The sequence below is a fragment of the Streptomyces sp. NPDC057099 genome (genome assembly GCF_042671245.1).
Taxonomy (GTDB): domain Bacteria; phylum Actinomycetota; class Actinomycetes; order Streptomycetales; family Streptomycetaceae; genus Streptomyces; species Streptomyces purpurascens.
The window spans coordinates 136,376-155,360 of the sequence record NZ_JBHUTX010000006.1 but is presented as its reverse complement, the minus strand read 5'-3'; the positions used below and the strand labels follow the sequence as shown (position 1 = coordinate 155,360).

Here is an 18,985-nt window from a genome sequence, read left to right as displayed (position 1 = left end):
GCCCTCAGGGTGGAGCACATGACGAATGACATCGCTGCCGCCGCTGCCGCCACCGCCCTGCCGTTGGCTCCGGGGAACTGGGCCCTGGACCCGTTCCACTCCTCCGTGAACTTCACCATCCGTCACCTGGGCATCGCCAAGGTGCGGGGTCGTTTCGAGCGGTTGGAGGCCGAACTCTTCGTCGGGGAAAACGTGGAGGACGTACGGGTCTCCGCGACCGTCGACCTGGCCTCGATCGACACGGGCAATGCCGACCGGGACGCGCATGTCCGCGCCTCCGACCTGCTCGACGTCGAGAAGCGCCCGACGATGGCGTACCGCTCGACGCGGGTGTCGGGTGAGGGCGAGGACTGGACGATGGAGGGTGAGCTGACCATCGGCGGGGTGACGCGGCCGGTGACGCTGGCCGTGGAGTTCGGCGGGCTGGTCGACGTGCCGATGGACGGCAGCCGGCATGCCGGGTTCGAGGCGACGGGCGAGATCCGGCGCAGTGAGTTCGGGCTCGACTTCGCGCCCGGTCTGCTCGGGGAAGTGGTGAAGATCCAGCTCGACATGCAGTTCGTGGAGCCGAAGAACGGCTGAACGACTCAAGGACGGCCGAGGCGCTGTGCCCCGCGGGAGATCGTCACCGACGATCCCGTGGGCGCACAGCGCCTCGGCGCGGTCCTCAGCCCGGTCCTCAGCTCTTGCTGGTCCGCGTCGTCTTCTTCGCGGCGGTCTTCGTCGCGGTCTTCTTCGCCCTGGCCTGCGCCGGGACCGTCTTCTTCGCCGCCGTCTTCTTCGCCGCGGCCTTGCGCGGTGCCCGCACCGAGGACGCGTCGCTGATGCGGTCGGCGCCCAGGACCTCCTGGAGGAACTTGCCGGTGTGGCTGGTGGGGACCGCGGCGACCTCCTCGGGGGTGCCCTCGGCGACGACCAGGCCGCCGCCCGCACCGCCCTCGGGGCCCATGTCGACGATCCAGTCGGCGGTCTTGATCACGTCGAGGTTGTGCTCGATGACGATGACCGTGTTGCCCTTGTCGACCAGTCCGGACAGGACCGTCAGCAGCTTGCTGATGTCCTCGAAGTGCAGACCGGTGGTCGGCTCGTCCAGGACGTAGACCGTGCGGCCGGTGGAGCGGCGCTGGAGCTCGCTGGCGAGCTTGACGCGCTGGGCCTCACCGCCGGACAGGGTGGTCGCGGACTGGCCGAGCCGGACGTAGCCGAGGCCGACGTCCTTCAGGGTCTTCATGTGGCGGGAGATCGCGGGGACCGCCTCGAAGAACTCCGTGGCCTCCTCGATCGGCATGTTCAGGACGTCGGCGATGGACTTGCCCTTGTAGTGGACCTCCAGGGTCTCCCGGTTGTACCGGGCGCCGTGGCAGACCTCGCACGGGACGTACACGTCCGGGAGGAAGTTCATCTCGATCTTGATGGTGCCGTCGCCCGAGCAGTTCTCGCAGCGGCCGCCCTTGACGTTGAAGGAGAAGCGGCCGGGCATGTAGCCGCGGACCTTCGCCTCGGTGGTCTCGGCGAACAGCTTGCGGATGTGGTCGAAGACGCCGGTGTAGGTGGCCGGGTTGGAGCGCGGGGTGCGGCCGATGGGCGACTGGTCGACGTGCACGACCTTGTCGACGAGGTCGTCGCCGTCCACGCGCGTGTGCCGCCCGGGCACGCTCCTCGCGCCGTTCAGCTCACGGGCCAGGTGTGTGTACAGGATGTCGTTGACCAGGGTCGACTTGCCGGAGCCGGACACGCCGGTGACGGCGGTGAGCACGCCCAGCGGGAAGGAGACGTCGATGTCCTGGAGGTTGTTCTCCCTGGCGCCGTGCACCGTGAGCTGCCGGGACGGGTCCAGCGGGCGCCGGATGTCGGGCAGCGGGATGGCCTTCTTGCCGGACAGGTACAGGCCCGTCTGGGACTCGGCGTTGGCGAGCAGCTCCTTCAGGGAACCGCTGTGCACCACCTTGCCGCCGTGCTCACCGGCGCCGGGGCCGATGTCGACGATCCAGTCGGCGGTCTTGATGGTGTCCTCGTCGTGCTCGACGACGATGAGCGTGTTGCCCATGTCGCGCAGCCGGACCAGGGTCTCGATCAGGCGGTGGTTGTCGCGCTGGTGCAGGCCGATGGAAGGCTCGTCGAGGACGTACAGGACGCCGACGAGGCCGGAGCCGATCTGGGTGGCCAGGCGGATGCGCTGGGCCTCGCCGCCGGAGAGGGTGCCGGCCGCGCGGTTCAGCGAGAGGTAGTCCAGGCCGACGTCGACCAGGAACCGCAGCCGTTCGTTGACCTCCTTCAGCACGCGCTCGGCGATCTTCTTGTCGCGGGCCGTGAGCTTCAGCTCGCCCAGGAAGTCCGCGCAGTCGCTGATCGACATCGCGGAGACCTCGGCGATGGACTTGTCCATGACCGTGACCGCGAGGACGATCGGCTTCAGACGCGTGCCCTCACAGGTCGGGCAGGGCACCTCGCGCATATAGCCCTCGAAGCGCTCACGGCTGGAGTCGCTCTCGGCCTCGCTGTGCCGGCGCTTGACGAAGGGGACGGCACCCTCGAACGCGGTGGTGTACCGGCGCTCGCGCCCGTAGCGGTTGCGGTAGCGGACTTCCACCTGGGTCTTGTGGCCGTGGAGCAGGGCCTTCTTGGCCCGCTGCGGCAGGCCGGCGAAGGGGATGTCCGTACGGAAGCCCAGCGCGTCGGCGAGCGCGCCGATGAGGCGGCCGAAGTAGTCCTTGGTGTGGCCGTGCGACCAGGGGTGGATGGCGCCTTCGTCGAGGCTCTTGTCCTCGTCCGGGACGATCAGCTCGGCGTCGACCTCCATGCGCGTGCCGATGCCGGAGCAGTCCGGGCAGGCACCGAAGGGCGAGTTGAAGGAGAAGGAGCGGGGCTCCAGCTCCTCGAAGGACAGGTCGTCGTACGGGCAGTACAGGTGCTCCGAGTACATGCGCTCGCGCTCGGGGTCGTCCTCGGGGAGGTCGACGAAGTCGAGCACGACCATGCCGCCGGACAGGCCGAGCGCGGTCTCCACGGAGTCGGTGAGGCGGCGCTTGGCGCCCTCCTTGACCGTGAGGCGGTCGACGACCACCTCGATGGTGTGCTTCTCCTGCTTCTTCAGCGTGGGCGGGTTCGACAACTGGATCGTCTCGCCGTCCACACGCGCGCGGGAGTAGCCCTTGGTCTGGAGCTCGGCGAAGAGATCGACGAACTCGCCCTTGCGCTCGCGCACCAGCGGCGACAGCACCTGGAAGCGGCTGCCCTCCGGCAGCTCCAGGACCTTGTCGACGATGGCCTGCGGCGACTGGCGGGAGATCGGGCGGCTGCACTCGGGGCAGTGCGGCTTGCCGATGCGCGCGAAGAGCAGACGCAGGTAGTCGTAGACCTCGGTGATGGTGCCGACCGTGGAGCGCGGGTTGCGCGAGGTCGACTTCTGGTCGATGGAGACCGCCGGGGAGAGGCCCTCGATGAAGTCGACGTCCGGCTTGTCCATCTGGCCGAGGAACTGCCGGGCATAGGAGGAGAGCGACTCCACGTAGCGCCGCTGTCCCTCGGCGAAGATGGTGTCGAAGGCCAGCGAGGACTTGCCCGACCCCGACAGGCCCGTGAAGACGATGAGCGAGTCGCGCGGGAGGTCGAGCGAGACGTTCTTGAGGTTGTGCTCGCGCGCTCCACGAACGATGAGACGGTCGGCCACGCCGGTCCGCACCTTTCTTGAGAGAAGTGACAGGGGCGGGGCCCCCGTCTTTCTCAGACTAGGGGGAGCCACTGACAACGCCGGTCGGATTCACGGGTTGCCAACAAAACCCCGGCTCTCCAGCATGCCCGACGCCACGTCCGACCATATAGCACGTGCATTCGATTTACGGCACTCGTTCACCACCTTCACCCAAAGGTGTGGCGCGGCTAGGGTCAGCACCATGATTGATCACGGTCATGACCTGGCGTCTGTACGTGACGCCACGGAGCGGCTGCTCATCGCAGTCGGCAAACTGGACAACGCGTCTGTGACGCAGCCGTCACGGCTTCCCGGCTGGACCCGCGGCCATGTCCTCGCCCACCTCGCCCGCAACGCGGACGCCCTCGTGAACGTCCTCGACGGGCGTCCCATGTACGTCTCCGGCGAGGCCCGGGACGCCGACATCGAGCGGGACGCCCCGCGCGCCCTCGACGTCCAGCTCGCCGACCTGCGCGAGAGCGCGGCCCGCTTCCAGGAGACCGGGGCCGCTCCGGCGGACTGGTCGCGCACGGTGGAGCTGCGCAACGGGGTCACGGACTCCGCGTCCCGGGTGCCGTTCCGGCGCTGGGTGGAGGTGGAGCTGCACCACGTGGACCTGGGGATCGGGTACGAGCTGGAGGATCTGCCGGCGGAGTTCACCGAGCGGGAGATCGTCTTCCTGGCCGACCGGTTCGCCGGGCACCCCGACGTACCGCCCACGCGCCTCACGGACGGCACGCGCGCGTGGAGCACGGGACGGGAGCAGGGCGACGGCCCCGAGGTGACCGTCACCGGCTCCCCGGCCGATCTGCTGGGCTGGCTCGCCGGCCGCCGCGCCGGATCCGCGCTCGAGGTGGCCGGGGGCAGGCTTCCGGCACTGCCCCCGCTCTAGGACCCGGACCACTCCCCCGCTATAGGCTGGCGAACATGACGTACAGCGGTGAGGTGACGGTCGGCGGGCCTGCCGACGTGCACGAACTCAAGGACCTGATGATCACCAAGATCGCGGTCGGTCCGATGAACAACAACGCCTATCTGCTGCGCTGCCGGGCCACGGACGAGCAGTTGCTGATCGACGCCGCGAACGAGGCGCACACCCTGCTCGGCATGATCGGTGGCGACGGCATCGCGTCCGTCGTCACCACCCACCAGCACGGCGACCACTGGCAGGCGCTCGCCGAGGTCGTGGCGGCCACCGGCGCCCGCACGTACGCGGGCCGGGACGACGCCGACGGCATCCCCGTACGGACCGACGTGCTGGTCGACGACGGCGACACCATCCGGGTGGGGCGCGTGGAACTCACCGCGCGCCACCTGGTCGGGCACACGCCCGGCTCGATCGCCCTCGTCTACGACGACCCGCACGGGCATCCCCATGTGTTCACCGGGGACTGCCTGTTCCCCGGCGGTGTGGGCAACACCCACAAGGACCCCAAGGCGTTCGCCAGTCTCCTCCACGATGTCGAGACCAGGATCTTCGACGTCCTCCCGGACGAGACCTGGGTCTACCCGGGGCACGGCAACGACACGACGCTGGGCACGGAGCGCCCGCAGCTGCCGGAGTGGCACGCGCGCGGGTGGTGACCGGTCGCGCGGGGCGCATGCGTGTCGGGTGGTGAGCCGCGCACGCGCCCCGTGTGAATCGTTCGCACACGCCGGTGCCGTACACGCGCTCCCCTCGCCCCTGGTCGGGCGGTCAACTGGGAGGAGCCCCGCGCAGGATGACGGCTCCTGGGCGGATGGGCCGCCGGCCTGTCGATCCCCGCCCTCGGTCGGCGGCCCCCGGCTGTTCACAAGATTGCAACACCCGTTCCCACCATGCGGAACATGTCGCCGTGACCTCGACAAACGGGTCCGTCGGCTGCCAATCTCCCGCCATGCATCCTGCCCCGCGTGCCCTGCGCCGCGCTGCCGCCGTCGTCGTCCTCCTCGCCGCCGCCGTGAGCTGTGCTCCGCAGCCGGAGGCATCGGACCGGCCGTCAGCGTCCGGCGGGAACACATGCGAGAAGGGCAAGTTGGCCACCCACACCTCGGGCAAGCTGACCATCGCCACCGACGAACCCGCCTACGAGCCCTGGTTCAAGGATGACGACCCCGCCAGTGGCAAGGGCTTCGAGTCGGCGGTCGCGTACGCCGTCGCCGAGCAGCTCGGGTACGGCAAGGACAAGGTCGCCTGGCAGACCGTCCCGTTCAACAAGGCCTTCGCGCCCGGCGAGAAGACCTTCGACTTCGACATCAACCAGGTGTCCGTCAGCGCCGAACGCAAGAGGGCCGTGGACTTCTCCTCCGGCTACTACGACGTGCGCCAGGCCGTCGTCGCGCTGAAGGGCTCCAAGGCCGCGCAGGCGAAGAGCATCGCCGACCTGAAGGATGTGAAGCTGGGCGCCCAGGTCGGCACCACCAGTCTCGACTACATCGACGACGTGGTGAAGCCGAAGCAGGCGGCGGCCGTCTACGCCAAGAACGACCAGGCCAAGTCCGCGCTGAAGAACGGCCAGGTCGGCGCCATCGTCGTGGACCTGCCGACGGCGTTCTACATCACCGGGGCCGAGATCACGGACGCGAGGATCGTCGGCCAGTTCGAGAACCAGGGCGGTAGGCCGGAGCAGTTCGGTCTCGTGCTCGACAAGGGCAGCGCGCTCACCTCCTGCGTCTCGCGGGCCGTGGACGCGCTGCGCGAGGACGGCACGCTCGCGAAGCTCGAGCAGGAGTGGCTGTCGGACGCCGTCGACGCTCCGGTGCTCAAGTGACGGTGGACAAGGCGCAGGCGGCGGAGGGCTCCGCCGAGCGCGAGGAGCAGGACGGCGGCTACGTCCCCTCGCAGCGGCGCCTGGACCGTGAGCGTTACAAGCGTGCCCGGGCCCGGCGTGCCAGCGCGATCGGCGCGCTCTCGACGCTCGTCACCGGGGTGGTTCTCTACCTGGTCGTCGTCAACGCCCCGGGCTGGCCGCGCACCAAGGAGACCTTCTTCGACTGGGGGTACGCGCGCGAGGCGTTCCCGAAGGTCCTCGAAGGGCTGTGGCTGAACGTCCGGCTGCTGCTGATCTGCGGTGCCGCGGTGCTCGTCCTCGGCATGCTGATCGCCGTCGCGCGGACGCTGCGCGGCCCGGTGTTCTTCCCGCTGCGCTTCCTGGCCGCCGCCTACACGGACTTCTTCCGGGGGCTGCCGCTCATCATCAACCTGATGATCGTGGTCCTCGGCGTCCCGGCGCTGCGGCTCCAGGGGGTGACCGTCGACCCGGTGCTCCTCGGCGGCACCGCGCTCACCCTGACGTACTCGGCGTACGTCGCGGAGGTGTTCCGCGCCGGCATCGAGTCCGTGCATCCCTCGCAGCGCGCCGCGGCCCGCTCGCTCGGGCTCAGCAACCGGCAGGCTCTGCGCCACGTGGTGCTGCCCCAGGCCGTACGCCGACAGGTGCCGCCGCTGCTGAACGACCTGGTGTCGCTGCAGAAGGACACCGGGCTGGTCTCGATCGGCGGTGCGGTGGACGCCGTTCGGGCCGCCGACATCATCGTGGGCCGCAGCCTCAACTACACGCCGTACATCGTCGCGGGGCTGGTCTTCGTCGCGCTGACCATCCCGATGACCCGCTTCACGGACTGGGTGACGGCACGGATGGACCGCCGGCGGGCCCAGGGAGGAACCACATGAGCGAGACGCCCGTGCTGCGCATGGAGTCCGTCCGGAAGACCTTCGGCGGCTCGGTCGTCCTGCGGGACGTCGACCTGGAGGTGGCCCCGCACACGGTCACCGCGCTGATCGGCGCCTCCGGCTCCGGCAAGTCCACCCTGCTGCGGTGCGCGAACCTGCTGGAGGAGATCGACGACGGGGCGATCTGGCTGGACGACGAGGAGATCACCGACCCGCGCGTCGACCAGGACGCCGTGCGCCGCAGAATCGGCGTGGTCTTCCAGTCGTACAACCTCTTTCCGCACATGACGGTCCTGGAGAACATCACGCTCGCTCCGCGCCGGGTGCACGGCCTGCCCCGTACCGAGGCCGAGGCACGCGCGCGGGAGCTGCTGGAGCGGCTGGGGCTGGGCGGGAAGGCGGGCGAGTACCCGGACCGGCTGAGCGGCGGCCAGCAGCAGCGGGTGGCGATCGTGCGTGCCCTGGCGGTACGCCCCCGGCTGCTTCTGCTGGACGAGATCACCGCCGCCCTCGATCCCGAGCTGGTGGGCGAGGTCCTCACCGTCGTCCGCGACCTGAAGGACGAGGGCATGACCATGGTGCTGGCCACGCACGAGATGGGCTTCGCACGGGAGGTCGCCGACCAGGTGTGCTTCCTGGAGGGCGGCGTGGTGCTGGAACGCGGCACCGCCGAGCAGGTCTTCGGGGAACCGCGGCAGGAGCGCACGCGGCGCTTCCTGCGGCGGATCGTGGAGGCGGGGCGCCTGTAAGGGGTGCTCGCCAGGGCGATCGGGGCTTACATCGCGGGCAGGGTCTAGGTGTCCGCCTGTCCGGCCCCCGCCAGCGCCGCGACGCGCTCCACCCCGAACACATAGCCCTGGACTCCGCAGCCCGCGATGACCCCGTCGGCGCGCAGCGAGACGTAGGAGTGGTGCCGGAACGACTCGCGCTTGTGGATGTTGGAGATATGGACCTCCAACACCGGCATGCCGTCACAGGTGTTCAGGGCGTCCAGGATGGCGACAGAGGTGTGCGAGTAGGCACCCGGGTTGATCACGATGCCGCAGTGGTTCAGCCGCGCCTCGTGGATCCAGTCCACCAGCTCGCCCTCGTGGTTGGACTGGCGGAAGTCGACCGTGCCGCCGTGCGCGGCCGCCGCCTTGGCGCACAGGGCCTCCACGTCGGCCAGGGTGTCGGAGCCGTAGATCTCCGGCTGACGCTGGCCGAGCAGGTTCAGGTTGGGGCCGTTGAGGATCATGATCGGGGCGTTGGCCAGGGTGCGGGGCACGGTTCCTCCGGTCCGTTCAGGGTCGGGCGGCCCGTGAGGACCGCTGCTCGGACCCGGTTTATCACGGTGCGCCGACAGCCCGCCCGGCCGTAGCCTCCCGGCATGACGAGCCTCTCCTACCCGCCCAAGCCGTCGCCCGGCGACCGTATCGCCGTGATCTCCCCCTCCTCCGGCCTGCCGGGACTCTTCCCGCTCCCCTACGAGCTGGGGCTGGAGCGGCTGCGCAAGGAGTTCGGGCTGGAGCCGGTCGAGTATCCGGCGACGCGCAGGATGGGCTCGACGCCCCAGGAGCGGGCCGACGACATCCACGCCGCCTTCGCCGACCCGGACATCAAGGCGGTCATCGCGTCGATCGGCGGGGACGACCAGATCACCGTGCTGCCGCTGCTGGACCGGGAGTTGATCCGGGCGAACCCGAAGCCCTTCTTCGGGATGAGCGACAACACCAACCTGCTCGCGTTCCTGCGCAACAGCGGCATCGTCGGCTACCACGGCGGGAGCGTCATGGTCGAGCTGGGCCGTCCCGGTGCCCTGCACCCGCAGACCGCCGACTCTCTGCGGGCGGCCCTGTTCACCTCCGGCCCGTACGAGCTGCAGCCCGCTGAGCGGTGGCGTGACGTCGACCGGGACTGGGCCGATCCGGCGACCTTCGACGCCGAGCCGGATACCCGGCCGGGTACCGGCTGGACCTGGGTCAACGCCGACCGCGTGGTGGAAGGCCGCAGTTGGGGCGGCTGCCTGGAGATCCTGGGCTGGCTGCTGATGGCCGACCGCGAGATCGCGGAGGACCTGTCCGAGTACGAGGGCGGGGTGCTGTTGCTGGAGACCTCGGAGGACATGCCGAGCGCCACGGAGGTCTTCAGCACCCTGCGCAACATGGGCGAGCGCGGGCTGCTCCAGCGGTTCCCGGCGCTGCTGATGGGCCGTCCGAAGACCTGGTCCTTCGAGCGTCCCAACACTCCGGAGGAGGCCGCTCGTTACGCCTCCGACCAGCGTGAGGCGGTCCTGCGTGCCATGCGGGCCTACGCGCCCGACACCACGATCGTCTTCGACGTGGACTTCGGGCACACCGATCCGCAACTGGTGATCCCGTACGGGGGCACCGTGCGCGTGGACGGACCGGCCCGGCGCATCACGGTGACCTACTGAGGGCCCCCGAGCCCCCGCGCGCCCCCGTAACCCACCGTCACCGTGGGTAGTTGACGCGGCATGCACGACGTACGCACCGTAAGGGCACCCTCCATGCCGCGCCTCGCGGCCGCCTCGCTCGCCGGCACGGCCATCGAGTTCTACGACTTCTTCGTCTACGGGACCGCGGCGGCCCTCATCCTGGGTCCGCTGTTCTTCCCGACGTTCTCGCCGGTGGCCGGGACGCTGGCCGCCTTCGCGACCTTCGGCGTGGGCTTCGTGGCGCGTCCGCTCGGGTCGGTGCTGTTCGGGCACATCGGGGACCGGCGCGGACGGCGACCGGTCCTCGTCGCCTCCCTGCTGCTCACCGGCGCCTCCACGGTCGCGGTCGGCTGTGTGCCGACCTACGACACGATCGGCGTGGCCGCTCCCCTGCTGCTCCTGGTGCTGCGCTTCCTGCAGGGGCTGGGGCTCGGCGGGGAGTGGGGCGGGGCGGTGCTGCTGACGGTGGAGCACGCGCCCGCCGAGCGGCGCGGACTGTGGTCGAGCTTCCCGCAGGTCGGGCCCGCCCTGGGGTTCCTGCTCGCCAACGGTGTGGTGCTGGGGCTGTCGGCGACCCTGTCCGAGGCGCAGTTCGCCGCGTGGGGCTGGCGGGTGCCGTTCTGGGCGGCGGGGGTGCTGGCGGTCGTGGGGCTGTGGCTGCGCTCATCGCTCGCCGAGAGCCCCAGCTTCCTCGAACTCGACGACCACGCGCGCGTGCCGATCGCCGAGGTCATGCGCGACCACTGGCGTCTCCTCCTGCTGACCGGCGGAGCGCTCGCGATCGGCTACGCGATCTTCTACGCCGTGACCACCTGGTCCCTCGCCTACGGGACGGAACGGCTCGGGGTGAGCCGCAGCGTCATGCTGACCTGCATCATGGGCGCGGTGCTCGTGAAGGGCGCGCTCACACCGCTGTTGGCGATGCTCGGGGACCGCTACGGCCGACGGCCCATGTGCCTGGCCGGGTGCGCGGCAGCCGCCCTGTGGATGTTCCCGATGGTCGCGCTCCTCGCCACCGGAACGCCGCTGCCGATGTTCCTCGGCTTCCTCGGCGCGATGCTCTCGTTCATCACGATGTTCGCCGTGATCGCCGCGTATCTGCCCGAGCTGTACGAGCCGCGGGTGCGCTGTACCGGCGCCGCCGTCGGCTACAACCTCGGCGGCGTCCTCGGGGGCGCTCTCACGCCGATCGTGGCGACGGCACTCGCCGAGCAGGGCGGGCGGGTGCCCTGGGGCGTGGCCGCGTATCTGACGGCGATCGCGCTGGTCAGCCTGGGGTGCTTCGCGCTGCTTCCGGAGACGCGTCCGGTGCCCGGGGAGGCGGGGGCGAAGGCTGAGGCAGAGGCCGAAGCCGGGGCTGGGGCCGGGGCTGGGGCTGGGGCGCCTACGGGTTGATCGCCAGCTCCAGGTACGCCGCGAACAGGACCAGATGGACCCCGCCCTGGAGCGGTGTGGCGCGGCCCGGGACCACCGTCAGGGAGGCCACGACCACGGTCAGGGCGAGCAGCACCATGTGCGTGGCACCGAGGCCGAGCACCAGCGGGCCGGACAGCCACACGGACGCGAGCGCGACGGCGGGGATGGTCAGGCCGATGCTGGCCATGGCCGAGCCGAGGGCGAGGTTCAGGCTGGTCTGCACACGGTCGCGGCGTGCGGAGCGCAGTGCGGCGATGGTCTCCGGGAGCAGCACCAGCAGCGCGATGATCACGCCGACCACGGCCTGGTGCAGCCCGGCGGCCTCCACCCCGGACTCGATGGTGGGCGACACGCCCTTGGCCAGGCCGACCACGCCGATCAGCGCCAAGCCCAGCAGTCCCAGGCTGATCAGGGCGGTACGGGCGGTCGGCGCCGCGGCATGCTCCTCGGCGGTGATCACATCGCCCTGCCGGGTGATCGGCAGGAAGTAGTCCCGGTGCCGCACGGTCTGCGTCGCGACGAACAGGCCGTACAGGATCAGCGAGGAGACCGCCGCGAACGTCAGCTGGACCGTGGAGAACTCCGGGCCCGGCTTGCTCGTGGTGAACGTCGGCAGGACCAGGCTGAGCGTGGCCAGGGTCGCGACGGTCGCGAGTGCGGCGCCGGTGCCCTCGGGGTTGAAGACGGCCGTGCCGTGGCGCAGTGAGGCGACCAGGAGGCACAGGCCGACGATGCCGTTGCAGGTGATCATCACGGCTGCGAAGACCGTGTCGCGGGCCAGTGTCGCGCTCTTGTCCCCGCCGTCGACCATCAGGGTGACGATGAGGGCGACCTCGATGATCGTGACGGCGACGGCGAGAACGAGGGAGCCGAACGGTTCACCGACCCGGTGCGCCACCACCTCGGCGTGGTGGACGGCGGACAGAACGGCTCCCGCCAGGACCAGGGTCACCAGCGCGACGACAGCAGCGGGCAGATCGCGCCCCCAGGTGAGGACCAGCAGCACGGCCGCGAGCACGGGCACCAGGGTCGTCCACTGTGCCGTGAGCGGCCTGCGCCGAGCGATCATGCAGTGATCGTCGCAGAGGTGCGGGGGCCCCGCACTCCGGTCGTGCGGGGCCCGAGCCGGGGCCTACTTGAGTTCGCTCGCGTCCAGGAGGTCGCAGTTGGTGTAGACCCGCTCGCCGATACAGAGCGCGCCCAGATGCTCCGCCATCCTGCCGGTCTCGGGGTCCTCACTGTTGCGCATGGCCTCGTCGAACGACTCGAACTCGATCAGCGCCAGATAGCGGCGGGGGTTGTCGCGGTCCTTCAGGAGCGTGCGGTGGGTGGGGCCGCCCGTCCGGCCGGCGAAGCGTCGCTCCGCGTCCTCGAAAATCTGCTCCATCTCGTCCAAGCGCTCGGTCTCGAAGTCGATGATCTGCACGAACTTCATGGCACCTCCAGCCGGCCACGGCGCCCCCGGACCGGGGAACACGCTCAGGAAACAAGCAAGCACCGGGACCGGCAGTCGGCAATTCGCCGACCACCGGTCCCGGTGATGGTTGTTCCTACGTCCGACGCGGTCAGACGTCGATGCTGTCCTTCGGAGCGCTTCCGCTCTCCCCCTGCGCCGCCTCGGCCGCCGCCTGCTTCTTGGAAGCCAGCAGGCTGGTGATCGTGGTGACGATCAGGACGGCACAGATCACGCCGAGCGATACCGGAATGCTGATCTCGGGGACGTGCACCCCGGACTCGTGCAGGGCGTGGAGCACCAGCTTCACGCCGATGAAGCCCAGGATGATCGACAGACCGTAGCTGAGGTGGACCAGCTTCCTCAGCAGGCCGCCGATGAGGAAGTACAGCTGCCGCAGACCCATCAGGGCGAACGCGTTGGCCGTGAAGACGATGTACGGGTCCTGCGTCAGGCCGAAGATCGCGGGGATGGAGTCGAGGGCGAACAGGACGTCGGTGGTGCCGATCGCGAGCATCACGACCAGCATCGGGGTCATGACCCGCTTGCCGTTCTCCTCGATCCACAGCTTGGTGCCGTGGTAGCGGTCGGCCACACCGAAGCGGCGCTCGGCGGCCTTGAGGAGCTTGTTCTCCTCCCAGTCCTCGTCCTCCTCGTCGGCGCGGGCCTCCTGGATGAGCTTCCAGGCGGTCCAGATGAGGAAGGCGCCGAAGATGTAGAACACCCACGCGAAACTGGCGAGGATCGCCGCGCCGGCCGCGATGAAGATGGCCCGCAGGACCAGGGCTATGAGGACACCGATCAGGAGAACACGCTGCTGGTACTGCGAGGGCACCGCGAACTTCGCCATGATCAGGACGAAGACGAAGAGGTTGTCGACGCTCAGCGACTTCTCGGTGATGAAGCCCGCGAAGAACTCGCCGGCGGGCTGGCCGCCGCCGAACACCAGCAGACCGAGCCCGAAGATCGCGGCCAGCACGATCCAGACGATCGTCCAGATCCCGGCTTCCTTGATCGACACGTCGTGCGGTTTGCGGCCGATGAAGAAGTCGACCGCGATCAGGGCGGCAAGACCCACGATCGTCAGGACCCATAGGGTCACGGAAACATCCACTGCGCCTCCGGCAGTCGTTAACGGCAAATGTCAGCGTCGTCGCTGCCGGAGGTCTCTTCCACCCAAAGATGGGCCGACGCCCCGGGATCTGGCCTGATCCGTATTGACGGGCACGTCGCAGCAGACAGGGAGTACTCCCCTCCGTGCCGTCAACAGTACCCCAATCACCAAGAACAGGTAAAGCGCTTGGCAAAAGGAGGATCAAAATCCCAGGTCAGGAGGCTTTACAACTACTTGGTACGGGCGGCCGCGACCTGGGAGAGCACCTGCTGGAGGACCTGGCTGCCGGGCGGCACCAGCGACGGCTCGTACGTCCAGGCATGACCGACCCATGGGTCGGCGAGGTGGTCGTCGGGTACCGGTGTCAATCGCAACAGCGAACGCCACAGCGGGTCGAGCAAAGGCCCGTATCCGGAGGACTCCTCACGGTCGGCCACCATCATCAGGTGGACGCCGAAGGCGGGGCCCTCGTCGGCGAGGTAGCGCAGCTGGTTCACGGCGCGGTCGTCGAAGCCGTGCGGGAAGTCGTTGACGATCAGCAGTTGCTGCGAGGTGTCGAAGCCGGGCGGCAGGGAGTCGGCGGCGCCTCCGCGCACCGCCATCTGCACCAGGTCGACCCGCTGGGTGAGCCGCCCCAGCACGTCCGCCACCCCTGCGGCGCCGAGCGCGGGCGGGGCCGCGAGCACACCGCTCCGCACGAGAGGTGCCAGCGGCTGTGCCCCCGAGCCGGCCGGGTCGATGACATGGACGGTGAACTCACCCGCCGGATAGACGGCGAGCAGCCGGGCCGCGTGCGCGACCGCCGTGTCCATGGCGAGACGCCCCAGGGCATGCGAGTCGGTGAACAGTCCGTCGGATGATCCGGTGTGGCCGCTGTCGATCCACAGACCACGCTCCAGTGGCAGCCGGACCAGCATCGGGATGCGGATCCCGTCGGCCTCGGGGAGATGGAGGTCGCCCAGCCGCAGCGCCATGGGGATCTCCATCGGCGGCCGGTAGGCATGCCACACGGGATTGTCCCAGCGGGCGTACGCCGGTGGCAGGGCCGGTTCGACGACGTCGGCCTCGGCCGTGAGCTGGGCGATGTCCCGGTCGAGGGCCTCCCGGGCCTGGTCGACGAGCTGTGCGTGCCGGGCGCGGGCCGCCTCGCGGGCGGCGTCACCCTGCCCGCCGATCCGGCTGCGCGGGTCGGACAGGGCCTGTTCGAGCTCCTTGTCCATACGGGACTCGGCGAAGTCGACGGCGCTGCGGTAGGCCGCGGTGGTGCGGGCCAGGTCCTCGAACATGCCCCACACCTGGTTGTAGAGCCGCTCCTCCATGGACCAGCCGGTCGCGTCGCCCGCGACGGGCTGGGCGGGCTGCCCGGGCGCGGCCGGGGGTGCGGTGGGCGGAGGCGGGGGCGGAGCGGCGTTCTGGCGGCGCGGATGACTGTAGTCGATCGGGCTGCCCGCGGTCGGCACGGACGGCTGGGTGACGGCGGAAGGGTCCGGTGCCGTGCCGGGGTACGTCGGCTGCGGTGCGGGCTGTCCCGGCACGCCGGGCGGCTGCCCGCCGTACGGGGACGTGGGCGGTACGGGGCCGGGAGCGCCCTGGGGCGCGGTGCCGCCCTGGTCCTGGCCGAGGGCCGGGGTCGCTGTCTGACGGGAACGGTCGCCGTCCGCGGTGCGCGGCGGGGGCGCCTGCACCGAGCGGGCCAGCCCTTGGGCCACCGCCTCGTTGATGCGGCCGGCCAGCTGGTGGGCCTGGGGCAGGCCCTGGTCGGTGAGGAGTTCGGCGAGGCCGCCCGCATACCCCTGGCCGACGGCGCGCACCTTCCAGGCGCCCTGCCGGCGGTAGACCTCCAGGGCGACCACGGCCGACTCGGTGTCCAGGCCGGTGAGGGTGTAACTGGCGATCTCGCCGCCGTCGAGGCCGGTGACGGCGACGAACGGGGCGGCCACGGCGCCGAAGCGGACCGGGCCCGCCCCACCGGCGGGCAGGGCGAGCAGCACGCCGACACGGTGGACGGCCTCCGTCAGGGCGTCCAGGTCCACCGCGAGGCGGTGGTCGGCGGCGGCCTGCCGGGAGACCTCGAGACCGGGCTGGGTGGGGGCGCCCGGATGGGCCACCCATTCCACGCCGTGGATCCTGCCGGTCTCGTCGCTGAGCGCGGCCGCGGCCACGATCGGTGTGCCGGCCGAGACCCGGATCTCGAGACGGGACTGGGAGAGCGGGTGGTTCTGCCCCCGCACCAGCTCGGCCGTCATCGCCTTCGTCCCCCTGTGTCGTTGTGTGGTGTCGTGTACCGCCCGCCGCCCGCCCCGAGCGGATCCCGTGAGGCCTTAGAGGACGGGCAGAATCGTCGGCATGAGGTCCTGGAAGGTACGGCCGTTGGCCGGGTTGCCCAGGGCCGTCATCGACCAGCCCGAGCCCGAGCGGTGCACCTTCGCCATGATCTGGGCCGTGTACTGGCCGCCGCCGGCCAGCGTGTAGCGGGCGAGCTCCTGGCCGTTGGTCTCGTCGACCAGGCGGCAGAACGCGTTCTGCACCTCCTGGAACGTCTGGCCCGTGAAGGAGTTCACGGTGAAGACGATCTGGTCGATGTGGACCGGGACGCGGGAGAGGTCGACGAGGATGGCCTCGTCGTCGCCGCCCTGGCCGACACCGCCGACGAGGTTGTCGCCGGTGTGGCGCACCGAGCCGTCGTCGCTCACCAGGTGACGGAAGAAGACGACGTCGACCGGCTGCTTGTCCGCGAACAGGACGGCGGAGGCGTCGAGGTCGACCTCGCGCGTCCGCGAGCCGAACAGGCCGCGCCGGGGAGCCGCCTGCCAGCCGAGACCCATCCGCACCGCGGTCAGGCTGCCGCCGTCGTTCTTCTGCAGACTGATGGCCTGACCCTTGGTCATGTTGACGGTCACGCGCTGATTCCCCTCTCGAACGTCCCCTGTTGCCGCGCATTCGCGGTTGACCAGAACCCTACGCAGCGGCACTGACAGTGACGTACCCCGATCGGCGCTTTGTGTCGGTCTTGCAACACTGCGCGTACGCGGTCCGCTGTCAGGCCAGGCCCGCCTCCTTCATCTGCCGCAGTTCCTTCTTCATCTCGGAGACCTCGTCGCGCAGCCGGGCCGCGATCTCGAACTGGAGGTCCGCGGCGGCGGCCCGCATGCGTGTGGTCATCTCCTCGATCTGCTCGGTGAGTTCGGCCGCGGGGCGGTCGGTCGGCACCGTCTCCTTGGCCTTGGCCTTGCCCTTGCCCTTGGCGGGCTTGGCCCCCTCGGCGGCCTTGCCGCCCAGAGAGGGCACGGGCGCCGGGGCGCCCCCGCCGTCCTTGCGTCCCTTGCGGTAGCCCGAGCCGAGCAGCTGCTCGGTGTCGACATCCTCGCGGGCGATCTGGGCGACGATGTCGTTGATCTTCTTGCGGAGGGGCTGGGGGTCGATGCCCTGCTCCGTGTTGTACGCGATCTGCTTCTCCCGGCGCCGGTTGGTCTCGTCGATGGCTTTCTCCATCGCCGGGGTGATCTTGTCGGCGTACATGTGGACCTGGCCCGAGACGTTGCGCGCGGCACGGCCGATGGTCTGGATCAGGGAGGTGCCGGAGCGCAGGAAGCCCTCCTTGTCGGCGTCCAGGATCGCCACCAGGGACACCTCGGGCAGGTCGAGGCCCTCCCGCAGGAGGTTGATGCCGACGAGCACGTCGTACTCGCCGGCGCGCAGCTCACGCAGCAGCTCGACGCGGCGCAGGGTGTCGACGTCGCTGTGGAGATAGCGCACCTGGATGCCCAGCTCCAGGAAGTAGTCCGTGAGGTCCTCGGCCATCTTCTTGGTGAGCGTGGTGACCAGGACGCGCTCGTCCTTGTCGGTGCGCGTCCGGATCTCGTGCACCAGGTCGTCGATCTGGCCCTCGGTGGGCTTGACGACGACCTCCGGGTCGACCAGGCCGGTGGGGCGGATGATCTGCTCGACGACGCCGTCCCCGCGGGAGAGCTCGTACTTTCCGGGGGTCGCCGACAGGTAGACCGTCTGGTCGATGCGCTCCTGGAACTCCTCCCACTTCAGGGGGCGGTTGTCCAGGGCGGAGGGCAGCCGGAAGCCGTGGTCGACGAGGGTGCGCTTGCGGGAGGCGTCGCCCTCGTACATGGCGCCGATCTGGGGCACCGTGACGTGCGACTCGTCGATGACGAGGAGGAAGTCGTCCGGGAAGTAGTCCAGCAGGGTGTTGGGCGGGGAGCCGGGCAGACGGCCGTCGAAGTGCATCGAGTAGTTCTCGACGCCGGAGCAGGAGCCGATCTGGCGGAGCATCTCGATGTCGTACGTGGTGCGCATCCTGAGGCGCTGGGCCTCCAGGAGCTTGCCCTGCTTCTCCAGCTCCGCGAGGCGCTCGCCCAGCTCCTTCTCGATGTCGTTGACCGCCCGCTCCAGGCGCTCGGGCCCTGCGACGTAGTGGGAGGCCGGGAAGACGTACAGCTGCTGGTCGTCGCTGATGATCTCGCCGGTGAGCGGGTGGAGGGTGGACAGCGCCTCGATCTCGTCGCCGAACATCTCGATGCGGACGGCCAGCTCCTCGTAGACCGGGAAGATCTCGATGGTGTCGCCACGGACGCGGAAGGTGCCGCGGGTGAAGGCCATGTCGTTGCGCGTGTACTGGATGTCCACGAAGCGGCGCAGCAGCTCGTCCCGGTCGAACTCGTCGCCGACCTTGAGGGGGACCATGCGGTCCACGTACTCCTGCGGCGTACCGAGGCCGTAGATGCAGGAGACCGAGGCGACCACCACGACGTCGCGGCGGGTGAGCAGCGAGTTGGTCGCGGAGTGGCGCAGGCGCTCGACCTCCTCGTTGATCGAGGAGTCCTTCTCGATGTAGGTGTCCGACTGCGGGACGTACGCCTCGGGCTGGTAGTAGTCGTAGTACGAGACGAAGTACTCGACGGCGTTGTTCGGGAGCAGCTCGCGGAACTCGTTCGCCAGCTGGGCGGCCAGTGTCTTGTTCGGCGCCATCACGAGGGTGGGGCGCTGAAGCTTCTCGATCATCCACGCGGTGGTGGCGGACTTGCCGGTGCCGGTCGCGCCGAGCAGGACGACGTCCTTCTCGCCTGCCTGGACGCGCCGGGCGAGATCGGCGATGGCCGTCGGCTGGTCGCCGTTCGGCTGGTAGGGGCTGACGACCTCGAAGGGCGCCACCGTGCGTTCGATCTGGGAAACGGGCCGCATGGAATCCACCGTACGACCCCGCACTGACA

General features: G+C 69.9%; 16 protein-coding genes. 8 read left to right on the top strand and 8 right to left on the bottom strand.

All coding sequences use genetic code 11. The features are described from left to right. Positions 1–18 precede the first annotated feature (18 nt). Entirely contained in the window at positions 19–582 is a 564-nt protein-coding gene (locus ACFT4A_RS11150) for a YceI family protein (RefSeq protein ID WP_382828064.1), read from the top strand. 97 nt (positions 583–679) lie between these two features. Here the strand turns inward: ACFT4A_RS11150 and uvrA are convergent, their stop codons facing one another. After that, positions 680–3,670, bottom strand: coding sequence for an excinuclease ABC subunit UvrA (gene uvrA, locus ACFT4A_RS11145; protein ID WP_382828061.1), 2,991 nt, complete (start codon positions 3,668–3,670; stop codon positions 680–682). 223 nt (positions 3,671–3,893) lie between these two features. On the opposite strand from uvrA, the gene ACFT4A_RS11140 reads away from it, so the two are divergent. The 5 genes from ACFT4A_RS11140 to ACFT4A_RS11120 all read left to right on the top strand — a co-directional run bounded on the left by ACFT4A_RS11140 (position 3,894) and on the right by ACFT4A_RS11120 (position 8,092). Next, the gene (locus tag ACFT4A_RS11140) at positions 3,894–4,583 is read left to right on the top strand and encodes a maleylpyruvate isomerase family mycothiol-dependent enzyme (RefSeq protein WP_382828059.1); all 690 of its coding nucleotides are present in this window, start codon (positions 3,894–3,896) and stop codon (positions 4,581–4,583) included. Positions 4,584–4,618: 35 nt separating this feature from the next. After that, positions 4,619–5,275 carry an MBL fold metallo-hydrolase gene (locus ACFT4A_RS11135; protein ID WP_193480669.1) on the top strand — a complete coding sequence of 219 codons (657 nt, stop codon included), beginning with the start codon at positions 4,619–4,621 and terminating at the stop codon, positions 5,273–5,275. A gap of 293 nt (positions 5,276–5,568) precedes the next feature. Next, the gene (locus tag ACFT4A_RS11130) at positions 5,569–6,441 is read left to right on the top strand and encodes an ABC transporter substrate-binding protein (protein WP_382828056.1); all 873 of its coding nucleotides are present in this window, start codon (positions 5,569–5,571) and stop codon (positions 6,439–6,441) included. 2 nt (positions 6,442–6,443) lie between these two features. Then, complete coding sequence (locus ACFT4A_RS11125) at positions 6,444–7,343, top strand: amino acid ABC transporter permease (protein ID WP_382828474.1); 900 nt, start codon at positions 6,444–6,446, stop codon at positions 7,341–7,343. Beyond that, positions 7,340–8,092: an amino acid ABC transporter ATP-binding protein gene (locus tag ACFT4A_RS11120; RefSeq protein WP_382828055.1), complete on the top strand. Its 753-nt coding sequence runs from the start codon at positions 7,340–7,342 to the stop codon at positions 8,090–8,092. Before ACFT4A_RS11125 ends, ACFT4A_RS11120 begins: the two co-directional genes overlap by 4 nt. A 44-nt stretch (positions 8,093–8,136) precedes the next feature. Here ACFT4A_RS11120 and aroQ read toward each other — a convergent pair whose 3' ends face one another. After that, entirely contained in the window at positions 8,137–8,610 is a 474-nt protein-coding gene (aroQ, locus tag ACFT4A_RS11115) for a type II 3-dehydroquinate dehydratase (RefSeq protein WP_382828053.1), read from the bottom strand. 102 nt (positions 8,611–8,712) lie between these two features. On the opposite strand from aroQ, the gene ACFT4A_RS11110 reads away from it, so the two are divergent. Both ACFT4A_RS11110 and ACFT4A_RS11105 read left to right on the top strand, forming a co-directional pair. Next, the gene (locus tag ACFT4A_RS11110) at positions 8,713–9,759 is read left to right on the top strand and encodes a S66 peptidase family protein (protein ID WP_382828051.1); all 1,047 of its coding nucleotides are present in this window, start codon (positions 8,713–8,715) and stop codon (positions 9,757–9,759) included. Positions 9,760–9,852: 93 nt separating this feature from the next. Continuing rightward, positions 9,853–11,175 (top strand): MFS transporter, encoded by a 1,323-nt coding sequence (locus ACFT4A_RS11105; protein WP_382828049.1) that lies wholly within the window; start codon positions 9,853–9,855, stop codon positions 11,173–11,175. Here the strand turns inward: ACFT4A_RS11105 and ACFT4A_RS11100 are convergent. From ACFT4A_RS11100 to uvrB, 6 genes are all read right to left on the bottom strand, one after another. Further along, entirely contained in the window at positions 11,165–12,265 is a 1,101-nt protein-coding gene (locus ACFT4A_RS11100; RefSeq protein WP_382828047.1) for a calcium:proton antiporter, read from the bottom strand. The genes ACFT4A_RS11105 and ACFT4A_RS11100 overlap by 11 nt on opposite strands. A 63-nt stretch (positions 12,266–12,328) precedes the next feature. Next, the gene (locus tag ACFT4A_RS11095) at positions 12,329–12,631 is read right to left on the bottom strand and encodes a hypothetical protein (RefSeq protein ID WP_189730960.1); all 303 of its coding nucleotides are present in this window, start codon (positions 12,629–12,631) and stop codon (positions 12,329–12,331) included. 130 nt (positions 12,632–12,761) lie between these two features. Further along, complete coding sequence (locus tag ACFT4A_RS11090) at positions 12,762–13,763, bottom strand: TerC/Alx family metal homeostasis membrane protein (protein WP_382828046.1); 1,002 nt, start codon at positions 13,761–13,763, stop codon at positions 12,762–12,764. A 230-nt stretch (positions 13,764–13,993) separates the two neighbouring features. After that, positions 13,994–16,009 carry a TerD family protein gene (locus tag ACFT4A_RS11085; RefSeq protein ID WP_382828044.1) on the bottom strand — a complete coding sequence of 672 codons (2,016 nt, stop codon included), beginning with the start codon at positions 16,007–16,009 and terminating at the stop codon, positions 13,994–13,996. Positions 16,010–16,084: 75 nt separating this feature from the next. Continuing rightward, complete coding sequence (locus ACFT4A_RS11080; RefSeq protein WP_215122167.1) at positions 16,085–16,663, bottom strand: TerD family protein; 579 nt, start codon at positions 16,661–16,663, stop codon at positions 16,085–16,087. Positions 16,664–16,802: 139 nt separating this feature from the next. Further along, the gene (gene uvrB, locus ACFT4A_RS11075) at positions 16,803–18,956 is read right to left on the bottom strand and encodes an excinuclease ABC subunit UvrB (protein ID WP_382828042.1); all 2,154 of its coding nucleotides are present in this window, start codon (positions 18,954–18,956) and stop codon (positions 16,803–16,805) included. Between the last annotated feature and the right edge of the window lie 29 nt (positions 18,957–18,985).